General features: G+C 38.5%; 23 protein-coding genes and 3 tRNA genes. 18 read left to right on the top strand and 8 right to left on the bottom strand.

The window, feature by feature from the left end; translation table 11 throughout:
* Position 1 precedes the first annotated feature (1 nt).
* The 8 genes from LS74_RS05160 to LS74_RS05135 all read left to right on the top strand — a co-directional run bounded on the left by LS74_RS05160 (position 2) and on the right by LS74_RS05135 (position 5996).
* A complete protein-coding gene (locus LS74_RS05160; RefSeq protein WP_138128878.1) occupies positions 2-1486 on the top strand; it encodes a sensor histidine kinase in 1485 nt (494 codons plus the stop codon).
* 2 nt (positions 1487-1488) lie between these two features.
* Positions 1489-2178: a response regulator gene (locus tag LS74_RS05155; RefSeq protein WP_034587766.1), complete on the top strand. Its 690-nt coding sequence runs from the start codon at positions 1489-1491 to the stop codon at positions 2176-2178.
* Between the two features lie 116 nt (positions 2179-2294).
* Positions 2295-3581, top strand: a complete 1287-nt coding sequence (rho, locus tag LS74_RS05150; RefSeq protein WP_034587764.1) for a transcription termination factor Rho — start codon at positions 2295-2297, stop codon at positions 3579-3581.
* Between the two features lie 13 nt (positions 3582-3594).
* Positions 3595-4335, top strand: coding sequence for a glutamate racemase (gene murI / locus LS74_RS05145; RefSeq protein WP_034587762.1), 741 nt, complete (start codon positions 3595-3597; stop codon positions 4333-4335).
* 31 nt (positions 4336-4366) lie between these two features.
* A complete protein-coding gene (locus LS74_RS05140) occupies positions 4367-5002 on the top strand; it encodes a radical SAM protein (protein WP_236096816.1) in 636 nt (211 codons plus the stop codon).
* Positions 4893-5261, top strand: a complete 369-nt coding sequence (locus tag LS74_RS11310; protein WP_236096815.1) for an SPASM domain-containing protein — start codon at positions 4893-4895, stop codon at positions 5259-5261. The genes LS74_RS05140 and LS74_RS11310 overlap by 110 nt, the downstream gene beginning before the upstream one ends.
* Before the next feature lies 1 nt (position 5262).
* Positions 5263-5403: a hypothetical protein gene (locus tag LS74_RS11305; RefSeq protein WP_236096814.1), complete on the top strand. Its 141-nt coding sequence runs from the start codon at positions 5263-5265 to the stop codon at positions 5401-5403.
* Positions 5400-5996 (top strand): SGNH/GDSL hydrolase family protein, encoded by a 597-nt coding sequence (locus LS74_RS05135; RefSeq protein ID WP_236096813.1) that lies wholly within the window; start codon positions 5400-5402, stop codon positions 5994-5996. The genes LS74_RS11305 and LS74_RS05135 overlap by 4 nt, the downstream gene beginning before the upstream one ends.
* Here LS74_RS05135 and LS74_RS05130 read toward each other — a convergent pair.
* The 4 genes from LS74_RS05130 to pheS form a co-directional block, all read right to left on the bottom strand.
* Positions 5963-8257 carry a PD-(D/E)XK nuclease family protein gene (locus LS74_RS05130; RefSeq protein ID WP_236096812.1) on the bottom strand — a complete coding sequence of 765 codons (2295 nt, stop codon included), beginning with the start codon at positions 8255-8257 and terminating at the stop codon, positions 5963-5965. The two genes, LS74_RS05135 and LS74_RS05130, sit on opposite strands and share 34 nt — an antisense overlap.
* A 33-nt stretch (positions 8258-8290) precedes the next feature.
* Positions 8291-10246: a transketolase gene (tkt, locus tag LS74_RS05125; RefSeq protein ID WP_138128876.1), complete on the bottom strand. Its 1956-nt coding sequence runs from the start codon at positions 10244-10246 to the stop codon at positions 8291-8293.
* Between the two features lie 75 nt (positions 10247-10321).
* A complete protein-coding gene (gene pheT, locus LS74_RS05120; RefSeq protein ID WP_034588850.1) occupies positions 10322-12709 on the bottom strand; it encodes a phenylalanine--tRNA ligase subunit beta in 2388 nt (795 codons plus the stop codon).
* A complete protein-coding gene (pheS, locus tag LS74_RS05115) occupies positions 12709-13698 on the bottom strand; it encodes a phenylalanine--tRNA ligase subunit alpha (RefSeq protein WP_034588855.1) in 990 nt (329 codons plus the stop codon). The genes pheT and pheS overlap by 1 nt, the downstream gene beginning before the upstream one ends.
* A gap of 215 nt (positions 13699-13913) precedes the next feature.
* Between pheS and LS74_RS05110 the strand changes: the two genes are divergently transcribed.
* From LS74_RS05110 to LS74_RS05070, 10 genes are all read left to right on the top strand, one after another.
* The gene (locus LS74_RS05110; protein WP_034588849.1) at positions 13914-14255 is read left to right on the top strand and encodes a histidine triad nucleotide-binding protein; all 342 of its coding nucleotides are present in this window, start codon (positions 13914-13916) and stop codon (positions 14253-14255) included.
* Between the two features lie 24 nt (positions 14256-14279).
* Positions 14280-14933, top strand: coding sequence for a class I SAM-dependent methyltransferase (locus tag LS74_RS05105; RefSeq protein WP_034588685.1), 654 nt, complete (start codon positions 14280-14282; stop codon positions 14931-14933).
* Positions 14923-16278: an MATE family efflux transporter gene (locus LS74_RS05100; RefSeq protein WP_034588682.1), complete on the top strand. Its 1356-nt coding sequence runs from the start codon at positions 14923-14925 to the stop codon at positions 16276-16278. The genes LS74_RS05105 and LS74_RS05100 overlap by 11 nt, the downstream gene beginning before the upstream one ends.
* A 163-nt stretch (positions 16279-16441) precedes the next feature.
* Entirely contained in the window at positions 16442-17233 is a 792-nt protein-coding gene (locus tag LS74_RS05095; protein ID WP_034588680.1) for an oxidoreductase, read from the top strand.
* A gap of 59 nt (positions 17234-17292) precedes the next feature.
* Positions 17293-18192, top strand: coding sequence for a 6-hydroxymethylpterin diphosphokinase MptE-like protein (locus LS74_RS05090; protein ID WP_236096826.1), 900 nt, complete (start codon positions 17293-17295; stop codon positions 18190-18192).
* Positions 18182-19156: a hypothetical protein gene (locus tag LS74_RS05085; RefSeq protein ID WP_034588679.1), complete on the top strand. Its 975-nt coding sequence runs from the start codon at positions 18182-18184 to the stop codon at positions 19154-19156. The genes LS74_RS05090 and LS74_RS05085 overlap by 11 nt, the downstream gene beginning before the upstream one ends.
* Positions 19137-19481, top strand: coding sequence for an FkbM family methyltransferase (locus LS74_RS11300; RefSeq protein WP_233705415.1), 345 nt, complete (start codon positions 19137-19139; stop codon positions 19479-19481). Before LS74_RS05085 ends, LS74_RS11300 begins: the two co-directional genes overlap by 20 nt.
* Positions 19478-19852 (top strand): FkbM family methyltransferase, encoded by a 375-nt coding sequence (locus tag LS74_RS11295; RefSeq protein ID WP_236096811.1) that lies wholly within the window; start codon positions 19478-19480, stop codon positions 19850-19852. The genes LS74_RS11300 and LS74_RS11295 overlap by 4 nt, the downstream gene beginning before the upstream one ends.
* Before the next feature lie 140 nt (positions 19853-19992).
* Positions 19993-21384: a hypothetical protein gene (locus LS74_RS05075; RefSeq protein ID WP_034588454.1), complete on the top strand. Its 1392-nt coding sequence runs from the start codon at positions 19993-19995 to the stop codon at positions 21382-21384.
* Positions 21384-22313: a glycosyltransferase family protein gene (locus LS74_RS05070; protein ID WP_052086479.1), complete on the top strand. Its 930-nt coding sequence runs from the start codon at positions 21384-21386 to the stop codon at positions 22311-22313. Before LS74_RS05075 ends, LS74_RS05070 begins: the two co-directional genes overlap by 1 nt.
* A gap of 101 nt (positions 22314-22414) precedes the next feature.
* Here the strand turns inward: LS74_RS05070 and LS74_RS05065 are convergent.
* The 4 genes from LS74_RS05065 to feoB all read right to left on the bottom strand — a co-directional run bounded on the left by LS74_RS05065 (position 22415) and on the right by feoB (position 25073).
* Positions 22415-22491: transfer RNA gene (locus LS74_RS05065), tRNA-Arg, on the bottom strand.
* Positions 22492-22508: 17 nt separating this feature from the next.
* Positions 22509-22585 (bottom strand) — tRNA-His (locus LS74_RS05060).
* A 20-nt stretch (positions 22586-22605) separates the two neighbouring features.
* A tRNA-Pro gene (locus LS74_RS05055) sits at positions 22606-22683 on the bottom strand.
* A 107-nt stretch (positions 22684-22790) separates the two neighbouring features.
* Positions 22791-25073: a ferrous iron transport protein B gene (gene feoB / locus LS74_RS05050; RefSeq protein ID WP_034588448.1), complete on the bottom strand. Its 2283-nt coding sequence runs from the start codon at positions 25071-25073 to the stop codon at positions 22791-22793.
* Between the last annotated feature and the right edge of the window lie 90 nt (positions 25074-25163).

Here is a 25163-nt window from a genome sequence, read left to right as displayed (position 1 = left end):
AATGAGAAATATATTTACACATTTTATTAACAAAACCTCCTTTCACACGCAAACGACAATCCTTGTGTGGATTATCGTAGTTGGATTTACTTTAGTGGCAAGTGTGGGGCTACTTGCACTCATCGGGTTAAAAAGCGAGTTTGACACAAACTCACCGCAAAATCACAATATACACTCACTCATACTGCCTAATAAAAATTACGACCCATACAAGCCAAATGACAAGATTCCACAACTCCTTGAAATGTGGGAACAATACAAAATGTATAATCTTACAAAAAATCAAGATTTAGCTACTACACATTTGCGGGAATGGTATGCTAAAACCTTTAAGCCCAGCCACTACACGCAGATTCAAACACTTCTCGCTAAAGAGAATACTATTATAGAATCTATTGACAAAGCCTTTATTACAAATGATAATCACAGCATTCCCTCCCTCCTAGAAGAGCAGATTCTATTAGCCTTTGACATTGCCCTATACAACAAATATATCACAGATTCACTCTATCAAAACACCTTTATCATTTTGGCAATCTTTATGCTTATTGTCATCACAACAATCATTATCCTTGCCCTATCTATCCGCCAGTCCATAAACATTAATCATCTCACATTAGAACAGCTCGTGCAGGAAAAAACCCAAGAGCTACAAAACCTTAATGAGAATCTCCAAAAATCCATAGATTACGAAGTAGAGCAAAGTCGCAAAAAAGATTTGATTATGTATCAACAAGCTAGACTTGCTTCTATGGGGGAGATGATTCAAAATATCGCTCACCAATGGCGACAACCGCTTAACTCCCTAATGGTGCTGATACAAAGCTTTAAAAGCAAGGCTATGCAAAAAAAGCTAGATATTGAGTTTGTCCTAACACAAACACAATATGGTATGAAAATCGCCACAGAGATGTCAAATACTATTGAAAACTTCCGCAATTTTTTCCGCCCAGAGAATAAGACAGAGCCTTTTACGCTCTCTGCTAGTATTTGGGATTCTGTGGAATTGCTTAAAGCTCAACTGATTGAAAGCTCCATTGAAGTGAAAGTGTGTATTCAAGAGAGCGAAAAAGACCTAAGCATTGATGGCTTTCAAAATTCCTTCACACAAGTGATTTTAATCCTTATTAACAACGCCATTGACGCACTCAAACTGACTATGGAAAATAAAGAGAGCGAAAAAGACTTTAGCCCACTCATAGCGATTTCATTAGATAAGGTAGGGTATAATGTCACACTTTGTGTAAAAGACAATGCAGGGGGGATTCACCTAGAGGATAAATCAAAGGTGTTTGAGCCTTACTTTACCACCAAGCATAAGTCCGTTGGCACAGGTGTTGGGCTGTATATGGCAAAGCAAATCATAGAGCGTCAATTTAATGGCACAATCAATGTAGCTAACACCCATTGGTCTAATGGGGATTATGGGAGTGATGAATATTTTGGGGCTGAATTTAGCATAAACATACCATTACAAAAGGATTAGTTATGAATCTAAACGCACTTAGCAAACTCACTATTTTATACGCAGAAGATGATAATGACACGGCTAATCTCACAAGCTTGGTGCTTGAAGATTATGTCGGGCGTTTGCTTGTGGCAAAAAATGGACAAGAAGCACTCAATCTTTTTAAACTCCACAAGGTTGATTTAGTCATCACTGATATTCTTATGCCAAAGATGAATGGTATTGAACTCATTGATGCTATACGCACTTCAAGCACTCACCCCGATGTCCCTATTGTCATCACCACCGCACATACTGAAACAAAATATCTCCTTGATGCCATAAGACTACGCGTTGATGGCTATATCCTTAAACCCATTAATGTAGAAGAGCTACTCCACGCACTTGATAAGGCGATTTTACCATTTTTACAGGCTGATGAAATTGCCTCTAAGAATCTACTGATTAATGCTATCTCTACATTTGTAGGCGGTAAGAAAATCGCCATTATTCAATTTTTGCTCTCCCATTGTGATGAAGATAATATCTTTTATGGCTCGTATGAGGATATTATCGCTCATCTTAATGTCAGCAAACCCACCATTGTTAAGACTTTTAAGCAGCTCATTGACACAGGCATTCTTATCAAAATCAAAAACAAAGTCTATAAGATTCACCCTGATTTAGATCAAAATGCTAAAAATAACGCCCTAAAAGATTCTAACTCTTGACTTAAAACAAAGTTTTTAATACAATCAGCGTTTTATTTCATCTATGCAATCTCTTAAGATTTAGAATCTAATTTTGCAACTTCCTAATTTCTTAACAAAATTCTTTAAGGACATTTATGGCAGAACACAAACGAACTCACACGCCTGTGGAAGGCTATCAGTTAGAAGAACTCCGCACAAAAAGCATTAAACAACTTATTAGCATCGCCGAAGAAGTCAAGGTTGAAAATCCTAGCGATTATCGCCGACAAGATCTCATCTTTGAGATTCTAAAAAATCAAGTCAATCAAGGCGGATATATTCTCTTTTCTGGAATCTTAGAAATCACAAATGAAGGCTATGGCTTTTTGCGCGCTCTCACAGAAAGCCTTGCAGATTCTCAAAATGACACTTATGTTTCACAATCTCAAATCCGCCGCTTCGCCCTGCGGAATGGCGATATTGTAACCGGGCAGGTGCGCGCCCCAAAAGATCAGGAGCGATATTATGCACTTCTAAAGATTGAAGCCATTAACTATATGTCGCTTGAAGAGAACAAAAACCGCCCCCTTTTTGATAATCTCACCCCCCTATTCCCACAGCAACAGCTCAAGCTTGAATATGAATCTAGCAAAGTTACAGGTAGAATGCTAGATCTCTTTAGCCCCATAGGCAAAGGGCAGAGAGCGCTTATTGTAGCTCCACCTCGCACGGGAAAAACCGAGCTTATGAAAGAGTTAGCCCACGGCATTGCGAAAAATCACCCTGAAGTTGAGCTTATGGTTTTACTTGTTGATGAGCGACCCGAAGAAGTAACTGATATGGAGCGAAGCGTGAAAGGGCAGGTGTTTAGCTCTACTTTTGATATGCCAGCAACAAATCATATCCGCGTAGCTGATTTAGTTATTGAATCTGCCAAGCGAAAGGTTGAAATGGGTAAAGATGTGGTGATTTTGCTAGATTCTATCACGCGTCTTGCTCGTGCGTATAATGCCGCTACACCTTCAAGTGGTAAGGTGCTAAGCGGTGGGGTTGATGCCAATGCCCTGCATAAGCCTAAGCGATTTTTTGGTGCAGCTAGAAATATAGAGCAAGGCGGAAGCCTTACCATCATCGCCACAGCCCTTATTGAGACAGGCTCTAGAATGGACGAAGTGATTTTTGAAGAGTTTAAAGGCACAGGCAATAGCGAGATTGTGCTTGCACGCAATATTGCTGATCGCAGAATCTACCCAGCCTTTGATGTGCTTAAAAGCGGGACGCGAAAAGATGACTTGCTACTTGGCAAAGATAATCTCACAAAAGTGTGGATGCTACGCAATGTAATGCACACAATGGATGATGTGGAGGCGCTTAGCTTTATTTATTCAAAAATGAAGCAAACAAAGGACAATGAAGAGTTTTTAAATATGATGCAAGAGTAGATAAGGAAAGTAAATGCGAGCAGGGGTTTTTGACAGCGGTGTTGGGGGTTTAAGCGTTTTAAAAAGTCTCATTAATGCAAAACTTTTTGATGAGATTATTTACTATGGCGATACAGCCCGTGTGCCTTATGGTGTGAAAGATAAGCAAACCATTATCCGCTTTTCCCTAGAAGCGTTAGATTTTTTTAAACCCCATAATATTGATATACTTATCGTTGCTTGCAATACCGTGAGTGCCTATGCGTTGGAAGAAATGCAAAAACATAGCAAAATTCCAATCGTTGGCGTGATTGAGCCGGGCGTTTTAGCCGTGCAAAATAAGCTCAAAGACACGGATTCAGAAATCCTTATTTTAGCCACTCGTGCCACGATTAATTCTGGGGAATATGAAACACGGCTTAGAAACATAGGTTTTTGGAATCTTAAAAGCCTTGCTACTGGACTTTTCGTGCCACTTGTTGAAGAGGGTTTGCTTGAAGGGGCAGTGCTTGAAAGCGTGTTTGATTACTATTTGAGTGATTTCACTAATCCGCCAAAAGGCATTATTCTAGGCTGCACGCATTTTCCACTTATCGCAGATTCTTTGAGTGCGTATTTTAACAATCAAAGTGTGCTTATCCATTCAGGTGAAGCGATTGTAGAGTATTTGACAACGCATTTGCAACTTCACACACAATATCCGCTCAAATCACTTCAATTTTTCGCAAGTGATAACACCGCCTCTTTAACAAAAATCGCCCAAAAGTGGCTATAATAGCAGCCCCAAACAAAACAAAGGAGAGAAAATGAAACTCAAAAGAAAAATAAATTTTGATGTTTGCACATTTTGTAATCACGCTTGTGATTTTTGCTCAAATCCAGACAAACGCACTAAAAAAGCAAAAACAAGCTATGCTGACTTTGTAAAGGCTATGGATAATGTTTTGCAATATGTTGAAACTGATGAACTAGGGCTATCAGCAAAAGGTGAAGTGCTTTTAAACAATGATTTAGAATCTATCATTAGTCATTGTAAAAATATTTACAATATTCCATATATTTACATTAGCTCAAATGGAGCATTGATGAGCGAATCTCGTGCTATATCTCTTATAGAATCCGGACTAGATTCTATAAAATTTTCCATTAATGCAGTGGATTCTAAAAATTATAAAAAAGTGCATAATCGCGATGATTTTGAGAAAGTTATTCAAAATTTTTCCACACTTCTTAAGCTTAAAAAAGAGAAATATCCACATCTTAAGTTGCTTATTAGCTCTGTTTTAACTCCTTGCAATACGCAAAATCCACAAGATGCTTTTAAGAAAATTTTTGGGGAAGATTCTAAATTTATCAATAATATTCTTCCCTATCAACGCACTCTTACGCAAAAAGAACATATTTCTACGGGGGGGGGGGATAAATACAGAATCTCCGCATAACTCCACTTCGCAATTTTCCACATCACAGCCACTCCAAAAACCCCTTTGTTCTGTCCCTTTTAATGAAGTATGGATCAACTCTGATTGCTCTCTCATTTTATGTTGCAAGAATTATTTTGATTCTATTAATTTTGGCTCACTGCTTACACACGATTTTTTAGACCTCTATCGTTCTCAAGCCTTTGAAGAGATTAGACAAATGCAACAATATGGAATCTTCCCACAACATCATCTTTGCAAACAATGCTTAGGAGTATAGAATGAAACGACTAACCATCATCACAGATTCGTTAGGTATGGTAAGACATTGCACCTCTAGAGAGCAAACTTGGATAGATCTTCTCTTACAACACCTTATGCAAGATTCTAATCATATCAAGCAAATAACGGGGGGGGGGTGATAACATATTTCTTTGCTAAAAGGGGTTTGCATACACGAGATATTCTCAACGATAAAGCAGATTTGCTTCTGTATCAAAAATCAGATTTTGTCATCATTCAAGCTGGTATCGTAGATGCAAGCAGACGCATTATGAAAAGGGGCTTAGAATGGCGTATTGAATCTTTGCCTATCCTCGGCAAGCTCTATAAAAAGTTTGCTTCTACTTTTAGACCTAAACTTACGCGTTTATACAATTACCATTATGTATCTCCCGCAAACTTTTATCGCAATGTCATAACCATTTGCGATGATATTTACAAAGCCAATCCTAATGCAAAAATTCTATGGATTACAATTGCCCCAGCTAGCGAATCTCTTGTATCAAAAATCTACGCCATCAAACAAGATATTGAGCTTTACAATAACATTTTGGCTCAATGTGCCACCCAAAAGCATTTTGAAATCCTTAATCCCTATACAGGATATAACACAGGGCAAATCACCATACAAGATGGGCATCACTTATCGGCCTTTGGACATAATCTCGTCTATCAAGCACTCAAAGAAAAGCTAGAATCCTACCTATCGCATAAATCCACAAATTCGCAATAACGGCAGGGTTTCCTGCTTTCAGCCTTGCTAAATTCAATCTCGCCTTGTAGCTCTGTGAGTTTTTCAAGCAATTTTTCGCCCTTTTCTTGTAGCTCACTTTTCTGCACACCACCGCGTATATCCCAATAATACAAGCAAATAGGCAGATTCTTATAAACACTATCGCTTTGCTTAAAAGCAAAATCATACAAAATCATCGCAAAGTCATTTGCCATATCTCTGCCCTTCACATCAAAATTCCTGCGATACTTATAGTCTATAATCTCTACAATTTCCCCCACCCTTTGAATCCTATCAGGACGCATATAAAAGCTAAAACCTTTAAGCTCTAAGCTCATATTTTGCCCCTCTAACTGCAAAATTTCAATTTCACTTTGCTTTTCGCTTAAATTTGCTTGAGTGAAAAATTTCCTTAGCTCACATTTAAGCAGCTCAATTTCCGCACGACTTAACGCACTTTCAGCCTTTAGACCAAAATCATCAAGCCAAGATTCAGCATTTCTTATAATCTCGCTCATATCTAAACGCAAATTTTTGCCAACATAAGGCTGATAGACAGATTCTAAACATTGATGCAGAGCATTGCCCAAGCTCGCATTATCGCTACTTGCCCCACTCATTTGCTCTATATAAGTGTAATAATACTTCCGCGGGCAGTCTAAAAAGACTTTTAACCGACTTGGCGTTAAAACCTCTGGCATTTTCCCAAAAAATTTATCTTCACAATACGCTAATTTCCTACCCTGTGGCAAAAGAGAGAAAAGCAAATCGCCATTATAATAGGATACTTTTGTCTTTTGGGCTAGTTCATCTAGCAAAGGACTAGCCTGCTTATCCTCATTTTCCACAAAGGCTACCGCCACTTCGTTCGCTGTGCTAAAAATCCCATAATAATAATGCTTCTGCAACTGCTCCTTATCCCTAAGCGTTGGCATTTTTAACGCACTTCTAAGCTTTGAGTTTAAAAACAAATCATTCTCACTCACATTTGGAATCACATCTTTATTACAATCCACAATCACTGCCTTTTTATACGCAAAGCCACGAGATTCAAGCACACCCATAACGCGTATTTTCCCGCCGTGAATATCATCAATACTTTTTTGCGCTAACTCTTCTAGCAAAAATGACAGCATATCGCTTAGCTCACACGCACTAAGATTTAAGCCACCCCATATAAAAAGTAACTCCCCCACATATTCTCGCACCTTTTTACTCTGCCTATCATCACAAGGGGCAATAGCATTTTGAATCATCTCGCATATTTGGGTATAGCTTTTATTTCCCATAGATTCAGAATCTAAGCTCTTTTCTACACACTCTTGCAACAGCTCTTCTAAACGCTTATAAGCCGCACTTAGCCTTATATCTTTCCCCATAGCAAAGTTAAAATTATGCCCCTTATCAAGCAAGGAAAGGTATTTTGAAAAGCTCTCGTTTGGCACAATAATGACAATATTCTCTTCGCTCACACCTGCTTTTATCCACTCCCCAATCTTAGCAAACACCAACGCCACTTGAGAAATACCAAGCCCAAAGCTATATGTATCAATCTTTTCACATATTTTTAAAGGAGCGGATTCTAGAATCTCCCCGCTTTTATAATCCGCCACATACCGATGATGTGTTTGACAATGTCGCAATATATCTAAAGGCAAAAAGTTTAAAGCTTTGTTGTAATCATCAAGCCAAAAATGCACCTTGATAGGCACAGAATCCGCCACTTGTGAAAGAATCTCTTGATGTCTTGGATTGATTACACCTTCAATAAAAAGCTCAATCCCGCTAAAATGCTTAATAAAAGCTTCATTAAGAGCAATCTTTGCACCACTTGGCAAAATAAATCCATCATAAAACTTTAGCTCTTCTAAACGCTGCTTATAACGGGATTCAATCTTTTCAAGCAATGCTAAATGATCCGCATAATCCCCATAAATATCCACAGATGGAATCTGCTTTACCGACACTCTAGCTTGGGCTAACTCATCAAAAAAAGCAAATAAAAAATTTGAAGTTTCTAAAAATCCTAAAAAACTCTCTTCAAATATGAGTTTTGCCCCCACAAGCTCCCTAGCACATTCTTTTAAAATCGCCATACCCAAAGGCAAACGCATAGCCTTAGGCAATGCCCTATACCCTTCAACAATAATGAGCTGTGAGAAAAACTCCCCCATCATCATATATGGAGAAAGTAGCTCATTTGGGCTAAGATTTTGCATTAAGGCACGATTTGAGCTATAAACCTTAAGTGTATTTTCCACCTTACATTCCCTTTGCAAAGCTCCTTTATGGGCTTATTTTTTACACAGCGTTTTAGCAACTTTAAGAATATTTTCTACACTGAATCCAAAATGATTAAAAAGCATTTCCCCCTTGCCTGAAGCCCCAAAGCCTTTCATACCTATCACTTCATCTGCTATATAATACCACTCTAGCCCCCTTGAAGCTTCAATGGCTAGAATCTTACTCTCCCCACATAGCTCTTTCACATAGCTTTTTGGCTGCTCTAGCAATAAATCAAAGCAAGGCACACTCACTACCCTTGCTTTAATCCCAGCTTGTTCTAATACCTTACTTACACTAAGAGCTAAACTCACTTCACTCCCACTTGCCATAAGCGTAATGTCCGCATTTTCACACTCTTGTAAAATATATGCCCCCTTTTTCACTTTTTCTTTCAAATCCGCATTATAAGGCATAAGCACAGGGAGATTCTGCCGACTTAGCACAAAGGCACAAGGCAAATTAGAATCTAATGCCACTTGCCAACACGCCACATTTTCATTCGCGTCAGCTGGGCGGAATACAAGCAGATTTGGCATTGCTCTAAAATGACTTAACTGCTCTATGGGCTGATGTGTCGCTCCATCTTCGCCCACACCGATAGAATCGTGCGTCCAAATGTAATACACCCTTGCTTTCATAAGGCTTGCCACACGCACACTCGGGCTCATATAGTCGCTAAATACAAAAAAAGTAGCACAAAATGGCAAAAATAAGCCATAGTTTGCTACACCATTGCAAATCGCCCCCATAGCGTGTTCTCTAATACCAAAATGCCAATTTTTACCCTGCGGGAAGTCGCCTTGATTCTCAAGCGTTGTGTTATTTGATGGGGCTAAATCAGCACTCCCTCCGATAAAGCCTTCCACCCCTGCGGAAATAGCATTAAGAATCTTACCATTACTCACCCGAGTAGCCACACTCTGCCCCACTTCAAATTGCGGATAAGAAATATTTGATATATCCATTTTTACCATAGCTTCAAATCGCTCTCTAGCAATTTGCGGGAGATTATCCACCTGTTTTTGCCATTGTAATTCTAAAAGCTCTCCACGCTCTTTCATCATTCCAAAGGCAAAAGCCACATCGCTTGGGACATAAAAAGATTCTAAAGGGAATCCTAACTTTTGCTTTGCTTTTGCTATGATCTCTTCGCCCAAAGGTGCGCCGTGAGCTTTATGACTGCCCTCCAAACTTAGAGCATTTTTAGCAATAATAGTTTTAGCGATAATTAAGCTTGGTTTTGAAGAGCTTTTAGCAGATTCTAAAGTGTTATGAATCTGCAAAAAATTATGCCCATCGCACTCTAGCACTTCCCAACCCTGTGCTTCAAACCGCCCCCTTATATTCTCACTCATCGCAATATGCGTGTCTCCTTCAATAGTAATATTATTGCTATCATAAATCACAATTAAGTTTGAAAGCCTATGATGTCCGGCTAATGAAGCAGATTCATAACTGATACCCTCCTGCAAATCCCCATCACCGCATAAACAATACACAAAATGTGAGAAAATCTCGCGTCCAAAAAGATTAGTCGCATATTTACTCGCCATTGCCTTACCCACAGCGTTTGCTACACCCTGCCCCAAAGGACCTGTGGTTATCTCCACACCTTGCGTATGCTTAAACTCTGGGTGTCCGGGTGTTTTTGACCCAAGCTGACGGAAAGATTGCAAATCTTGCATACTCACATCAAATCCCCATAAATGCAGCAATGAATACACTAATGCACTTGCGTGTCCGCCACTAAAAATAAGCCTATCGCGATTAAGCCACGCAGGATTTTTAGGCGAAAGATTAAGATGAAAGCTAAGCACACTTGCTATATCCGCTAGTCCCATAGGTGCGCCCGGATGCCCACTATTTGCCTTTTGCACCATATCCGCACATAAAAAGCCTAGCGTATGAGACATCTTTTGCAGTAATGGGACATCTTCTTGTGTAATGACAACTTGTCTTTGCATATATTCTCCTTAAAACTTAGATTCTAAATAAAAAGCCCAAATGCTATTTTATGAATGCCACTCCATAAACACCACTTATGAGCGAAGTGTTGCTTGAAATCTATCTTGCAAAAGTGCCAAAACATTATCCACCACTTCATTTAACTGCGTGTCTTTGAGTGTCCCATCATTTGATTGCAACACCATTCTTATGCTTAAAGCCATTTTATTTTCCAAACTCTCATCAAAATATACATCAATGGGATACACATTTTGTAAAAATTCAAGCTCCGCCCCAATAATGCTCTCCCTTACACGATAGAAAGGAATCTCCCTGTCTATAAGAATAGTCAAATCACGCACAGATTTTTGATATTTTGAAAATTCTTGTGCTTGAGTGATGGCAAAATCACTAGATTGAAGTTCCACTTCACATATAAAAATATCAGAATCTATCTGCGGATGAAGCTTTGCGATGATACCAACAGGCTTACCTTTAACATACACAAACGCACTTTGATAAGGATGTAAAATCTTTTCACTCATAAAGCCAAAGCGTGATAATAGCTCATCTTTGTTAGATTCATCACGGATATTTTTTAAGCCAACTTCCCCCAAACATCGCTGACACACTTCAGCAAAAGAGAAAAAATCCCATTTGTTAGGCTTAGTGTGTGGATAGCACTCATCTTCCTTATATCCACTTGCGACAAAGGCGAGTTTGCTAGATTCGTTGCGTTTATCATCATACACACTGCCAATCTCAAATAAAGCAATATTCTTAAATCCAAAATTTTCATTGCGTTTTATAGAATCTAAAAGTGCGGGCAAAAGGCTTGTGCGGAGTGTGTCAAGGTCATTTGTAATAGGATTTATAAGTTCTAGGCTTTCTTCTAACTGCACAAACCCCAGCTCTTGCAATCTCTGTGATGAAGCAAACACATAATGGATACATTCCACAAAGCCATTAGCAATGAGCCTACGAGCTAAATCCCGCGTGTATTTATACGCAAAATAAGTGCTATTAGCATTATGCGTTTGTAAGCAATACAAGGGCGTTGAAGGGATATTATCAATGCCGTAGATTCTCATTACTTCCTCTGCCACATCTTGAATCCTATGTATATCGTGGCGATAAGGTGGCACAGAAATCATAAAAAAGTTTTCATCACAAGTCGCATCAAGCTTAAAATCAAGCCGTTTTAAAATCATTGCTATCTCTTCTTTTTCAAGCTCTGTGCCGATAAGCTGATTAATCGCACCAAAGGTTGTTTTAATGCTCACTTCATCTGTGCTTTGAGTGATATTATGTGAGCCAGAATACACTAATACATCTGAAGTGCTAACCATCTTTTTACATAAAAATTCAATGCCTTGCTCTAAGTCTGGGTTGCCCCCACGCGTTGTGCGATAGGTAAGCTGTGTATCACCTTTTATAGCATTATCATATAAGGCTTTTGCAAGTGAGTTTGGATTCACATAACTTGCCTCAATGATAAGAATTTCCGAACGCGTCCCAAAATGTCGCTCCCCATAAGACACGCCAATGACTGATAGCTTTTCATTAGCAAATACCGCCTCCAAGCCATTTTCATCTTTTTTAATCCTAAGCTGTGCTGCCAAGCCATTATCAAGCACAATATCCTTACTTTCACACTCTCTAAGCTTATAGGCATTTAAAATCACGCCTGTCATATAAGTGCCAAATTCTAAAAAATTACACACAATATCTTCACTCAAAGTCCCATTTCTTGCTAGAGCCAAAGCAATATCTAGCGGTAAATAAGCCTGCTTAATCTCTACCACGCGATAGAGCAAATGTGCGTCAATCTTTTCATCAGTAAGAATCTGCAGCACCCGCCCAAGCCCAAGTGTAATGACATTATCCATATCAATTTCACGCTTCAATCGCAACTCATAGCAAGTGGCAAGCTCCCTTGCAATGCCTAACACACTTAAGCAATCCCCACGATTAGGCGTGATACCCACCTCAATCACATAGTCATCAAATAGCGGAAGCTCACTTAGCTCCTTGCCTAAATCTAATCTCCCCGCACTCTCATCTAAAATCATTATGCCTTCATTAATTTTTGGCAGTCCCAGCTCCGTGCTAGAACATAGCATTCCACAAGATTCCACACCACGCAAAGTCGTTTTTTGAATAAGCATTTCGCCATTTTTGCCATTTGGGATAACCGCACCTTGCAACGCCACAGCGACATAAGATTCAGCCTTAACATTACTTGCCCCACATACGATTTGAAGCTCCTGTGTGCCAATGCTAACCTTACATACATTGAGCTTACTCGCATCTGGGTGTGGCTCGTAGGATAGAATCTTACCTACAACAACCTTTTTTGGCACACTCAACGCATAGGCAGATTCCACTTCTAAGCCAATGCTACTTAGCCTTACACAAACTTCATTTATATCAAGATGAGAAATATCCACAAATTGCGATAACAAATATTTTGTAAAAATCATTAAAACTGCTCCAATACTCGTAAATCTGTCTCAAAAAAACTACGCAAATCATTCACACGATGAATAAGCATAGCAAACCGCTCCACTCCAAGCCCAAAGGCATATCCACTCACATCTTTATATCCCACAGATTCAAAGACTTTATCATTGACAATCCCGCAGCCTAGCACTTCAAGCCACCCTGTGTGAGAGCAAACCCTGCAACCCTCGCCTTTACAAAACACGCAGCTTATATCCACCTCCGCACTCGGCTCTGTAAAGGGAAAAAAGCTAGAGCGAAAGCGGATTTTTACATCACCAAACATAAAGTGTAAAAAATCCTCCAAAATATACTTCAAATGCGAAAAGCTGATGCTATCTTTTTTATCCACCACTAAGCCTTCCACTTGATGAAACATCGGCGAATGTGTCAAGTCATAATCCCGCCTAAACACACTGCCCGGTGCTATCATACGGATAGGCAATGAGTCTTTTTCCATTGTGCGAATCTGCACGGGCGAAGTATGCGTGCGAAGTAGCATAGAATCTTTAAAATAAAAGGTATCTTGCATATCTCGTGCGGGGTGAAATTTAGGGAGATTGAGTGCTTCAAAGTTGTGAAAATCATCTTCCACAAGCGGACCACTTTGAATAGAAAAATTCATATTGACAAAAAAGTCAATAATCCTATCCATTGTTTGATAAATGGGGTGTCCGCTACTCTTAGGACGCAAGGCACTAAATAAACTTGCATCAATGGCTTCTTTAGAAAGATTTTCATTCATTTGAGCTGTAAATAAGCTCTCCTTTTTTTCTATAAGCTTAGATTCAAACTCCTGCTTAAAGGTGTTTAGAATCTTGGCTTGAATCTTTTTCTGCTCATCAGGGAGATTTTTGAGTTCAGCAAATTGCTGTGTTAAAATACCTTTTTTACCCATAATCTCAACACGGAGATTCTCCACCTCCTGCAAGGTTTGTAATGTTGAAATTTTTGCGATGATTTGCTCCATTTGTGCTTCCAATGCCTATCCTTTGTATGCGTTTATGTCAAAATAAAAAAGCGACCAAAATAAAAAACCGACATTGTAGCACATTAATAGATTATTATTGAGATTTAAAAGTTATAATTCTGCGGATTTTTGAGATTTGCTACAAAATTTTATCTTGTGGGGCATTGTGAATCTTAAGGGAGTAAATCCCTACTTTTTAGCAAAAAGGAGAAAAAATGGCGGAAAAAACGATTTTTGAAAAGATTGTAAGTGGGGAGCTTCCAAGCAAAAAAGTGCTTGAAAATGAGAAGTTTTTAGCCTTTTATGATATTGCTCCAAAAGCTCCGGTGCATATTTTAGCTATTCCAAAAGTTTGCATAAAGGACTTTGATTGTGCGGATTCTAAGCTTTTAGGGGAGCTTTGTGGCTTTGCACAAGAGGTTGTAAAAAAAGTGGGGCTTGATAAGAGTGGATATAGAATCATCACAAATATCGGCGTTGATGGCGGACAGGAAGTGCCACATTTGCATTTACACATACTTGGCGGGGCAAAGCTTAAATTCCCCTCACTTGCATAAATATCTAGATTCTGTTTCCATACAATGCTTGAAGATGCGATAAAGTGGAATGAACGCTACAAGCAAGGCTTTATGCCAAGTGAGCCTAGTGCGTTTGTGATAAAAGCTTGTGATGTGCTAAAGGATATTTTTTCTATTAAAGCGGATTCAAAGCATTTAGATTCAAAAAAACACCCCCAAAACACAAGGCTCAAAGCCCTTGATATTGCTTGTGGGAATGGGCGCCACAGCAAGATTCTAGCCTCCCTTGGATTTTGTGTAGAGAGTGTGGATATATCTCAAGTCGCCCTAGAAAATCTCTCACATATTCCACATATCACGCCCATCTGTGCTGATTTAGATACCTTTAGCATAACGCAAAAATATGATGTGATTTTAAATAGTTTCTTCCTTGATAGAAGGCAATTTACGCCTATGATAAACGCACTTAATCCTAATGGAATCGTGCTTTTTGAAACTTTTATAGATAAAGATTCTCATTCCATAAAGCACGATAAAGCCTTGTATATGGGGGAGTTGGAGCAGGTTTTTAGCCCACATAATCACTTTGAGATTTTACATTCTCACATTTATGAAAACACAAGGGCAGAATCTGCGTATAGACATATCGCCCAGCTTATCGCACAATACAAGCCCAAAGTAGAATCTAACCCCATAAGAAACGCCTATGACTTATAGCTTTAAACAACGCACTTGTAAGATTCTAAAAATCGCTCTGCCCTCTGGTGGGAACTCTTTGCTTGATATTGCTAATATCAGTATAGCAATGTATTTTATCGCTCATATCTCAAATAACGCAGAGATTACAAAGCACAATATCGTGGCTTTGGGGCTAAGTATGAGCTGCTGGATGTTTTTATTCGCGCTCACAACCATTTTTTATGTCGGCACGAACGCACAAATCTCTCGTGCCTTTGGGGAAAGAAGCTACACAAAACTCAGCAAGATTCTAAGCACAATGAGCTTTGGGGCGATTCTCTTTTCTATCCCTATTTACTTTCTTGCCGATTTGAGTAATGAATTTTATTTTGACTGGATGAATGTGGGTGGGGAGACAAAAACGCTAGGAATGCTTTATCTTAGCTTTATTTTTTATGGTATCCCTGCTTTTTTACTTAAGACAATCTTTATCTCCGCCCTAGCTGGAGTTGGCGATACAAAAAGTGTGTTTTATATTAAAATCATCGCCACAAGCTTAAATATCGCTCTTAATTATATATTGATTTTTGGTGTAGAATCTTTACATATTCCACCGCTTGGCATTATGGGAGCAGGCATTGCAAATATGACAATTACCTATCTTGAATGCTTTGTGCTATTATGGATTCTCTGTGGGGTGCATAAACATCTACGCTTGAATCTTAGCTTTGAAGTCAAAATGTTATTTTTTGGCTTGAAGCTTGGGGTGCCTTCAGGGATTGAACGCGCTTTGACTATCTTTTCACTCGTGCTTATCACAAAGTTTATGACAGATTATGGGCTAGAAGTGATTGCGGGATTCCAAATTGGCTCAAGGGTGGAGAGCTTTATCCTTATGCCCGGCTTTGGCTTTCAAGTGGCGGCAATGGCGTTGGTTGGGCAAATGCTAGGGGCAAAAAGACTAGATATAGCACAAGAATTTATCCGCACAATTTTGTTTATCTCTAGCGTTACTATGGGGATTTTGGGGCTTGGGCTATGTGTGTTTGGGGTGGAACTTTCAATGCTTTTTAGCACAAAATCTGCTGTGGTGGATTATTCATTTGCCTATCTTGTGGCGGTAGGGCTTTCTCAAGTGCCGCTTATTTGTATCTTTGTGCTTGATGGGGCGTTGCGTGGGAGCGGGGCTACAAAACTTTCGCTTTGGGTGAATACGGGAAGCATTTGGATTCTTAGAATCTTGCCGATGTGGCTATGCGTATATTTTCAGGTGAATGTGGTGTATATTTTTGCCATTATTTGCTGCGAGACATACTTGCGTGCGGGACTTTTTGGACTGCTTTTCTACAAGGGCATTTGGAAAAAACATATTGTGAGAATGTGAGAATTTGTAAGTCATTTTTAGAATCTTATAGCTTAAAGATTCTAATTAAACTGCTTGGGAATGGAGTTTGGGCATACTTTAAGATTTTTATTAGATATTCTTATTTATAATTCCGCCCTTTCATAAAGTATTTCATCTTAATAGACTATTCTCAAGGATTCAAGTGATTTTAAAAGATAAAGTGGTGGTTGTAACAGGTGGAGCTGGGCTTATCGGTAGGGGTTTTATAGAGGCTATTATCCGCCACGGAGGGATTGGCGTTATTGCGGATATTAATCTCGCTGCTGCTGAAGCTGCTAAAAATACTATTTGCCAAAACCTTAAAGATGAGCATTTGAATGTAGATTCTATTTTTTGCATTGAGCTTGATATTACTTCAAAAACAAGTTTAGAATCTGCTATAACGACACTGCATTCCCGCTTTGGCAAAATTGATGCGTTAGTCAATAATGCCTATCCACACACAGCAATGTGGGGGAAAAAGAATTTTTTTGAAGTGGAATATGATGATTTTTGTGCGAATATGAATATGCAGATGGGCGGGTATCTACTCTCTTCACAGCAATTTGCGAAATATTTTAAACAACAAGGTTATGGGAATATCATCTCAATGAGCAGCATTCAAGGTGTGTATGCCCCAAAGTTTGATACCTATATCGGCACACAAATGGATAGTCCGGTTGAGTATAGCATCATCAAGGCTGGAGTATGCCATATGACACGCTATATGGCAAAATACCTTGCTAACACTGGAATCCGAGCTAATGCTATTGCCCCGGGTGGAATCTTAGATAATCAACCGCAGAGCTTTTTAGAGCGTTACAGGGGGCATTGCACAAGCAAGGGTATGCTTGACCCACAGGATTTAAGTGGCACACTCGTATTTTTACTTAGCAATGCAAGTGCGTATATCAACGGACAGATTCTAGTTGTTGATGACGGCTGGGGGCTGTGATGAGCTTCAAACGCAACTTGAAATTACGTACCATTAAAGGTGCATCTTTTTTGTGGTATATGCAAAACTTTATAAGAAATGGCACATTTACTCCATCAATTAGGAAGCTTCACCCTACGCGTAAAAGGGTTTTTGTGCTTGGTAATGGTCCAAGCCTTAATAATGATGTTCCTCCACATATAGAGCAGTTAAAAAATGAAGATGTGATGATGGTTAATCAGGCTATTACGCATTCTCTCGCCTTAGAAATTAAGCCACGCTATTATGTGCTGATGGACCCTGCATACTGGGGCTTTTACACCGATGAAGAGGACACTGAAGACAAATTTATTACTGCTTGTGTGCAAGAGTTAGATAAAAGTTTGGAACAGGTTGATTGGGATATGACAATTCTTGCTCCTTATCATTATTATAAAACACGCACAGGCAAAGGAATCGCTCCTTCAAATCCACATATTCAAATCGCAACATTCAATGCTGTGGAACTTTATACATTTTTCCGCTTCCAAAACTGGCTTTATAGACATAATTTCGCTATTCCTAGTGGCATTAATGTTCTCATTGCCGCATTGTCTTGTGCCATAACAATGAAATATGAACATATCTATCTTCTAGGAGCGGATAGTAATTGGCACACGCAGCTTGGTGTAGATTCAGATAATCGTGTATATTGCCTTGACACACATTATTACCATAATGATGCCCAAAAGTGTTACACACCCTATCCACTGTCATTTCATATGGAATGTATTACAGCAGCATTTAAAGCTTATGATATGTTGGGCAAAAATTTTCCGCAAATTTCCAATCTTTCATCAATATCAATGATCGATGCCTTTCCAAGAAGCACACTCTTCTCTATTTTTAACGGGGGGGGGGCAGTTGATAAAAGAAATGTTATTCTTGCTCATTTAGTCCTAGTTTTTTACCCCCATCAAAGGGGGATTAATGCGGCTTAAACCCCTATGTTTAGATATTTTACACAGTGCTTATTTTTTGCAGACATTTTTTAGAGGTAGGGCTTTTGTCTCCACTGTTTCCTCATTAGTTTCCCCACAGAATCATAGTATTTTCATTCTTGCCAATGGTCCAAGCCTTAAAGATGATGTAGCTCCATATCTCGCAGAGCTTTCAGAATGTCATACGCTTATGATGAATCATTCTATTACTCAAAATATTCACAAAGATATTCGCCCAAAATATCATATTCTCTTAGATTCTGTGTATTTTGTTGGCGATACTTATAACATAATGGCACAAAGTGATTATGAGCGTGTAACTAAAGAAGTGCAGGAGTTATATCATTCATTTGAACAACTTTCCTATCCTGTTGAACTCCTTGTACCGAATATTTGGAAAGATAAAATCCACATCAAAAATCCCCTTATCACACTACAAACCTTTGGTATAGCAAAATTTAAGGGCTTTGATTTTATCTCTCGCTTTTTATTTTCAAAAGCCATTGCCCTACCTTCATACTGCAATGTCCTTATTCCATCTATTATTTGTTGTATTGCAATGGGTTATAAAAAGATTTATTTGCTTGGTTGCGATCATGACTGGTTTAAGGGCTATTTTGTAGATTCTCATAATAAATTCTATATAGACTATAAGCATTTTTATGAGGAGCAACAAACCGAATCTAACTTTGCAAAAATCACTCTCACAGAGATGTTAAGCGTAGATTCTGAAATCTTACGCTCATATCACACTATTCAACGCATATTTAACAATATCTCAATTTACAATCTTTCTTCCAACTCGGCTATTCAAGCATTTCCAAGAAGCACTTTGGAAAGCACTTTAGCGGAAATATTTATGGGGGGGGGGGCAAAAGTAAGGATTCTATCCTTTTATTTTTTGCTTTTTTGCTTCATTCTCATCACAGTCAAGAGGGGACAATATGGTAAAGTCCTTTCTTAAAAAAATCCTGCCAAATAAACTTTGGGCTTGGCTCATTTATATAAACAATCTCTACATCACACGCTTTCACACCAAATCTTATGCCATACAAGGTGAAGATTTAATCTTGCGTGAGCTTTTTGAATATGCTAAAAGTGGCTTCTATGTAGATGTAGGTGCTCATCACCCATTCAGATTCTCAAATACTTATTTATTTTATAAAGTCGGTTGGCGTGGGCTTAACATTGATGCTATGCCCGGCTCAATGAAACTTTTCAATCGTTTCCGCCCTAGGGATATTAATATTGAATGTGGTGTAGCTTTTAACGGGGGGGGGGCAGTATGATTTATTATAGTTTTAATGAACCCGCCCTGAATGGCTTTAGCACAATTTTAAAAACAAAATATGATAATCACCCACTCTACCACTTGATTGATGAAATCCCTGTGCCTGTGCGGAGTTTAGAATCTATCCTTGATGAGTATCTGCCACAAAAAACCCATATTGATTTTTTGAGCGTTGATGTTGAGGGGCTTGATTTAGAGGTGCTGAAATCAAACAACTGGGATAAATACCGCCCAAAAGTTGTAGTTGTAGAATGCTGGAATAGCGACTTGGAGAATATATATCACACTGAAACATATTCTTTTTTATCCTCCCAGAACTATAAGCTATTCGCCAAAACAATTAACACATTGTTTTTTAAGGAAAAATAAATGTTGTCCACCGTATCTAAGACCATACTTGCCAAAGAAAATCTACAATATGACATAGCAGTGTTTATTTCTCCCATATTTACCTTGTTGTTCCAATCAATGACAAACCCATATTAATTCTTTTGAAGGAGAACAGACATATGTGCAAACCTATTATTCTGCTAGATAGAGATGGGAATTTATTAGAATATATTCTTAAGCACACCTCTTTTAATATAGTTGTTTTAGTGTGCGAATTCAATACAAAAACGAATACCCTATTAGAATCCCATCCACACAGAATCACCCACACGCTCAACTATCTCAATCTCCTTGAAATTCAACATTGCACTCATATTGACTATAATCTTATCAAGCAAATGAAGTTTATTCAAATCGATATAGAAACAATGCTTCATCGCGTTATACTCAATAACCCTATCGCTAAAGATATGTATTATCAATATCTCTCATTTTTTGCAGAGATTTTTGAAACTTACCAAATTGCATTTGTTCTCAATGCAGAAATGATCCTTGCTACACCTCACCATCTCATTCCATTTGGATTGGCAAAACTACGCAATATTCCATCATATACACTTGAAGAACTTTATGGTCGGGTTGCACTTTTTTATTATAATACACGCGAGAATTTAGCTTTTGATACATTCAACAAGCCAAAGTATCCCATCAAGGAGCAATGTTTTTATCTGTATAATACTCACGCAACAAATCCAAATACGACTTTAAAAGATAGAGTTAAAGCCCTATTCTATAAAATTGGCGGAGCAATGCTTGTGGAATTTATTTCTTGTATGAAAAACCTAAGCTTTAAAAGACGTTTTTTAAATTTAGAATACAATTACTTCCAAAAATTCTATTCACTTCTTAAACATAAGCAAATGCATAGATATTATAAAAGACACTCTCATACACCCGATCTCAATGAAAATTTTATCTATTTCAATCTCCATCTTGAGCCTGAGGCTGCCATTATTGGTAGAGCACCTCTTGAAGCACAACTTACCCTTATTAAAATGACAGCAAATGCTTTGCCAAAAGGCTGGAAACTCTATGTTAAAGAACATCCTCACCAGCTATTAATGAATGATAGTCTCACAGATTATTTTTTACACAATATTACCTTTTTTAAAAATATTGAATTTTACAAGCACATCGCCCTTGTGCCAAACACGATACTTGTGTCGCTCCAAGTAAGCTCAAAGGACCTAATCGCTCACTCAAAAGCCATTGCAACCTTCAATGGAACAGTGTGTTTAGAATCAATTGCTTTTCAAAAGCCTATAATTATGTTTGATTCTGACTCTAGTCCTTATCGCTTTTTAAGCAATACGCTTCATATTTTTTCCTATCAAGATTTGCAAGAAGCTATAGAAAAAATCCAAAAAGGCTTTCCATACAAGCTTGACGAAAATGAGGAATTTGCAAAGCTTGATCTATATATTTCTAATATAACAAGCCCACATTTTTATGACAATCTTCTTGCTACAATCACAAAACATAGTAGCAGTGTGTCACAAGGAGAGATATAGTGGATCTTGCCCCTATTATACTTTTTGCCTACAACCGCCCAATACATCTATCCAAAACACTTGAAGCACTAAAATCCAATACATTAGCCAAACAAAGTTTGCTTTTTATTTTTGCTGATGGAGAAAACCCTAAAAAAAAAGAAGGCTTTCAAGAAGTAAGAAATATCCTTAAAGAACTTGAAATAGAACAAAACAATCTCGCTCCATTTGCCTCAATTGAGATTATTTATAGAAAAGAAAATTTTGGTTTGGCAGATTCTATTATTCAGGGCATAAATGCTATTATTTATCGTTTCAACAAAGCCATTATTCTTGAAGATGATATTGTGACCTCGTCTGCTTTTTTAAACTATATGAATGATGCCCTCAATCACTATGAAAATGAATTGAAAGTGTGGAGTGTTTCTGCGTGGAGCTATCCTATTGATACGCAAGATTTGGGGGATTGCTATTTTTGGCGATCCCCACACTGCTGGGGTTGGGCAACTTGGGTAAATAGATGGCAATATTTTAAAAGAGATATACAATGGGCATTGAATAATTTTACGAAAAAAGACATTGATTATATCAATATTGATGGATATGCTCCGCATTATTTTCAACAACTCATTGCCAACCACAAAGGTAAAATAAAAACTTGGGCAATATTTAATTATCTCATTGCCTACAAACATAATGCCCTTACACTCTGTCCGGCTACTCCATATATTAAACAGATCGGCTTTGACAATAGCGGCACACACTGCAGGGAAGAAGGAGGGATTTTCAACTCTCACATAATAAACACAAAGTTTCCTATCATTTACCCAGACACCATTGTAGAATCTTCTACTGCTCTTGCAAGAATCAAGATATTTGAAAGGTCATTAAAAAAACCTATTATAATTCGCATTTTAAGAAAAATCAAACGTTTACTTCACATATTTTGAGATAAAAGCCCATCTACAAAAAAAACTAACATATCAAATGGTTCGATAATTTTACAAGTCATGAATTAGAAGAATCAACAAAACCTAATACATCAAGAAAGTGGTACGCCCGAAGGGAGTCGAACCCCTAACCCCCAGATCCGAAGTCTGGTGCTCTATCCAATTGAGCTACGAACGCAAAAAATAAGAAACTTATGGGGTGGGTGATGGGGATCGAACCCACGACCCTCAGAGCCACAACCTGATGCTCTAACCAACTGAGCTACACCCACCATAAAAAAGATTGAAGAAGTGGTCGGGGCGAAAGGATTCGAACCTTCGACCCCTTGGTCCCAAACCAAGTGCGCTAACCAGACTGCGCTACGCCCCGACATAAAGCTAAAAGGGCGTAATTATAGTATAACATCGCTTTTTTGTCAAGAAAATATGCCCTTTCCGCACGAATTTTAGAGTAGATTCAAACTTGAAATCTACACCCTACCCAACAATCAGCTGCGTAATCTTATAGCCCACAAAGGCAAAAATATACGACACCACACTTGTAAAAACAAACAAATACGCAATAAACCGCTTTCCACCCGCTTCCTTGCCAAACACAATGCTTGCCGCAAAACAAGGATTATAAAACATAATAAACAAAATAAAAGCAATGGCACTCGGTAAGCTAATATGCTCTTGTAAAATCTCACGCAAAGGCATATCATTATTTTCATCAATATCCTCACCCAACGCATACAGCACACCCATACTTGAAATAATCGTCTCCTTTGCCAACAGCCCATTGAGAAGTGAGACAGAGATTTTCCAGTCAAAATCCATAGGTGTGAAAATCGGCTCTATAAACTTCCCTATCCGTCCTAAATAGCTCTGCTCCACCTTGTTTGATTGATAAGTATGTTGAATATTTTCTATCTCATCTTGTATAGACTCTATGCTTCTGTCTATATACCCATCTTCACACATCACAACAGAAGCACCCCATTCCGCACTACCATCAGCATTCCTATGTTCCCACTCCTGCACACACTCTTCCTTACCCCTTTGCTGCTCCAATTCCGCAATCTTAGATTCTAGTGCGCTCACCGCCTCATCTGTCTGCTGCTCTAAAGTCTCATTATGTGGAAACTGCGTCCCCACCCAAATAATCACAGAAGCAAGAAGTATAAAGCTCCCAGCCTTTTTGACATAGCTTACCGCCTTTTGCCACACACTAAAGGCAATTAAACGCATACTCGGTAGCCGATATTTTGGCATCTCCATTACAAATGGTTCATCATCTCCCCTAAAGGCTGTAAGTTTTAGAATCTTAGCCATACATAGCCCTACTAATGCCCCAAAAATATAGATTCCATACAGCACATTCCCCGCCACACTTGGAGTGAAAAACGCCCCGATAAACAATGTATAAACAGGCAGCCTTGCCCCGCAACTCATAAAATTAATAATAAAAAGTGTCAGCATTCTATCATTGCGATTTTTGAGCATTCTTGTGCTCATATATGCCGGGACAGAGCAGCCAAATCCCGTAACAAGTGGGATAAAGCTCTTGCCGTGTAGCCCAAACTTGTGAAAAAAGCCATCAAGCAAAAACGCCACTCTCGCCATATATCCCGTGCCTTCAAGCAGCACAATCCCACAAAAAAGTATCAAAATATGAGGCAGAAAGCTAAGCACCGCCCCAACCCCAGCGATAATCCCACCGGATAGCAAAGACGCTACAAACTCATTAGCAATATACCCTTGAACCAAATCGCCAAAAGACGCCATACTCTCTTCAATCCACACCTTTGGAAACTCGCCTAAATAAAAAGTAACCTGAAATAAAAACCACATCAAAAACAAAAAAATAGGAATCCCAAGATAAGTATTCAGCAAAATCGCATCAAGCCTTTGTGTGATAGAGAGCTGTTTTTTAGCGTTCGTGCGGCTAGATTCCATACTTGCACCCTTTGCAAAGCTAATGCTATCATCATTAAAAATATCCTGCACATTTTGACTTTGAGACTGCTTGTAAAGCTGCTGTGTGCATTTATTGACAAATTCACTAAGCTCCACCCAGCAGCCCTTATCGTGCAAACTTTTAGCAATAAAATTATCCTGCATAAGCAGCTTGATAGCAATATCCCTTAGACTTCTCACTCCCCTATGATTAAGTGCCAAAAGTCGCTCTATATCCTCATAATGCTTTTGCTTCAAAAAATCTTCAACCTTGCTTATCTCATTTTCCAAAAAGTCAGCATACACCCGCTTATTTGGCTCTAAAGGCTCATTAGCAATGTGGATTAGCCTATCAAGCAAAGTCTCTAGATTCTCTCCATAAAACGCCGATACACTCACACATTCCACACCTAGAATCTCGCCAAGCAACGCACTATCAATCTCAATGCCCTCCTTTTTTGCCTCATCGCTCATATTGAGTGCTAGGCACATTTTGCTTTGTAATTCCATAAGTTGCGTAGTTAGCAACAAACAACGCTCCAAATTTGTAGAATCTAGTACATTTAAAATCACATCATATTCTTGCGTTTCCAAAAACTGCTTTGTTATCTGCTCCTCAAAAGAATATTCATTTAAAGCATAAGTCCCGGGCAAGTCAATAATCCGCAAAATATAGCCCTTATATTCAATCCTTGCCTCTGCTTTTTCAATCGTAACACCTGTGAAATTCCCCACCTTTAAATGCACACCGCAAATCTTATTCACAAGTGAGCTTTTGCCAACATTTGGTTGCCCAACGCATACTATGGTAATTTGTTTCATTATAATTCCTTGATGATTTTGCGTGATTGTAACTAGATTCAAATATGCTGTCAATAAAATTAATATTTATTCTTACTTATTAAATATCGT

The organism is Helicobacter magdeburgensis (assembly GCF_000765825.2).
GTDB lineage: Bacteria > Campylobacterota > Campylobacteria > Campylobacterales > Helicobacteraceae > Helicobacter_C > Helicobacter_C magdeburgensis.
Note: the sequence above shows the minus strand (reverse complement) of the source record. Positions and strands in the feature narration are given on the sequence as shown.

What these genes read in the sequence shown, in the direction of transcription:
- pheT (WP_034588850.1), bottom strand. Translation starts at nt 12,709, where the DNA reads ATGATTTTTACAAAATATTTGTTATCGCAATTTGTGGATATTTCTCAT.
- feoB (WP_034588448.1), bottom strand. Translation starts at nt 25,073, where the DNA reads ATGAAACAAATTACCATAGTATGCGTTGGGCAACCAAATGTTGGCAAA.
- LS74_RS05090 (WP_236096826.1), top strand. Translation starts at nt 17,293, where the DNA reads ATGCAAAACTTTATAAGAAATGGCACATTTACTCCATCAATTAGGAAG.
- LS74_RS05110 (WP_034588849.1), top strand. Translation starts at nt 13,914, where the DNA reads ATGGCGGAAAAAACGATTTTTGAAAAGATTGTAAGTGGGGAGCTTCCA.
- tkt (WP_138128876.1), bottom strand. Translation starts at nt 10,246, where the DNA reads ATGCAAAGACAAGTTGTCATTACACAAGAAGATGTCCCATTACTGCAA.
- LS74_RS05140 (WP_236096816.1), top strand. Translation starts at nt 4,367, where the DNA reads ATGAAACTCAAAAGAAAAATAAATTTTGATGTTTGCACATTTTGTAAT.
- LS74_RS05085 (WP_034588679.1), top strand. Translation starts at nt 18,182, where the DNA reads ATGCGGCTTAAACCCCTATGTTTAGATATTTTACACAGTGCTTATTTT.
- LS74_RS05160 (WP_138128878.1), top strand. Translation starts at nt 2, where the DNA reads ATGAGAAATATATTTACACATTTTATTAACAAAACCTCCTTTCACACG.
- LS74_RS11300 (WP_233705415.1), top strand. Translation starts at nt 19,137, where the DNA reads ATGGTAAAGTCCTTTCTTAAAAAAATCCTGCCAAATAAACTTTGGGCT.
- LS74_RS05155 (WP_034587766.1), top strand. Translation starts at nt 1,489, where the DNA reads ATGAATCTAAACGCACTTAGCAAACTCACTATTTTATACGCAGAAGAT.
- LS74_RS11305 (WP_236096814.1), top strand. Translation starts at nt 5,263, where the DNA reads ATGAAACGACTAACCATCATCACAGATTCGTTAGGTATGGTAAGACAT.
- murI (WP_034587762.1), top strand. Translation starts at nt 3,595, where the DNA reads ATGCGAGCAGGGGTTTTTGACAGCGGTGTTGGGGGTTTAAGCGTTTTA.
- rho (WP_034587764.1), top strand. Translation starts at nt 2,295, where the DNA reads ATGGCAGAACACAAACGAACTCACACGCCTGTGGAAGGCTATCAGTTA.
- LS74_RS05105 (WP_034588685.1), top strand. Translation starts at nt 14,280, where the DNA reads ATGCTTGAAGATGCGATAAAGTGGAATGAACGCTACAAGCAAGGCTTT.
- LS74_RS11295 (WP_236096811.1), top strand. Translation starts at nt 19,478, where the DNA reads ATGATTTATTATAGTTTTAATGAACCCGCCCTGAATGGCTTTAGCACA.
- pheS (WP_034588855.1), bottom strand. Translation starts at nt 13,698, where the DNA reads ATGGAGCAAATCATCGCAAAAATTTCAACATTACAAACCTTGCAGGAG.
- LS74_RS05100 (WP_034588682.1), top strand. Translation starts at nt 14,923, where the DNA reads ATGACTTATAGCTTTAAACAACGCACTTGTAAGATTCTAAAAATCGCT.
- LS74_RS05075 (WP_034588454.1), top strand. Translation starts at nt 19,993, where the DNA reads ATGTGCAAACCTATTATTCTGCTAGATAGAGATGGGAATTTATTAGAA.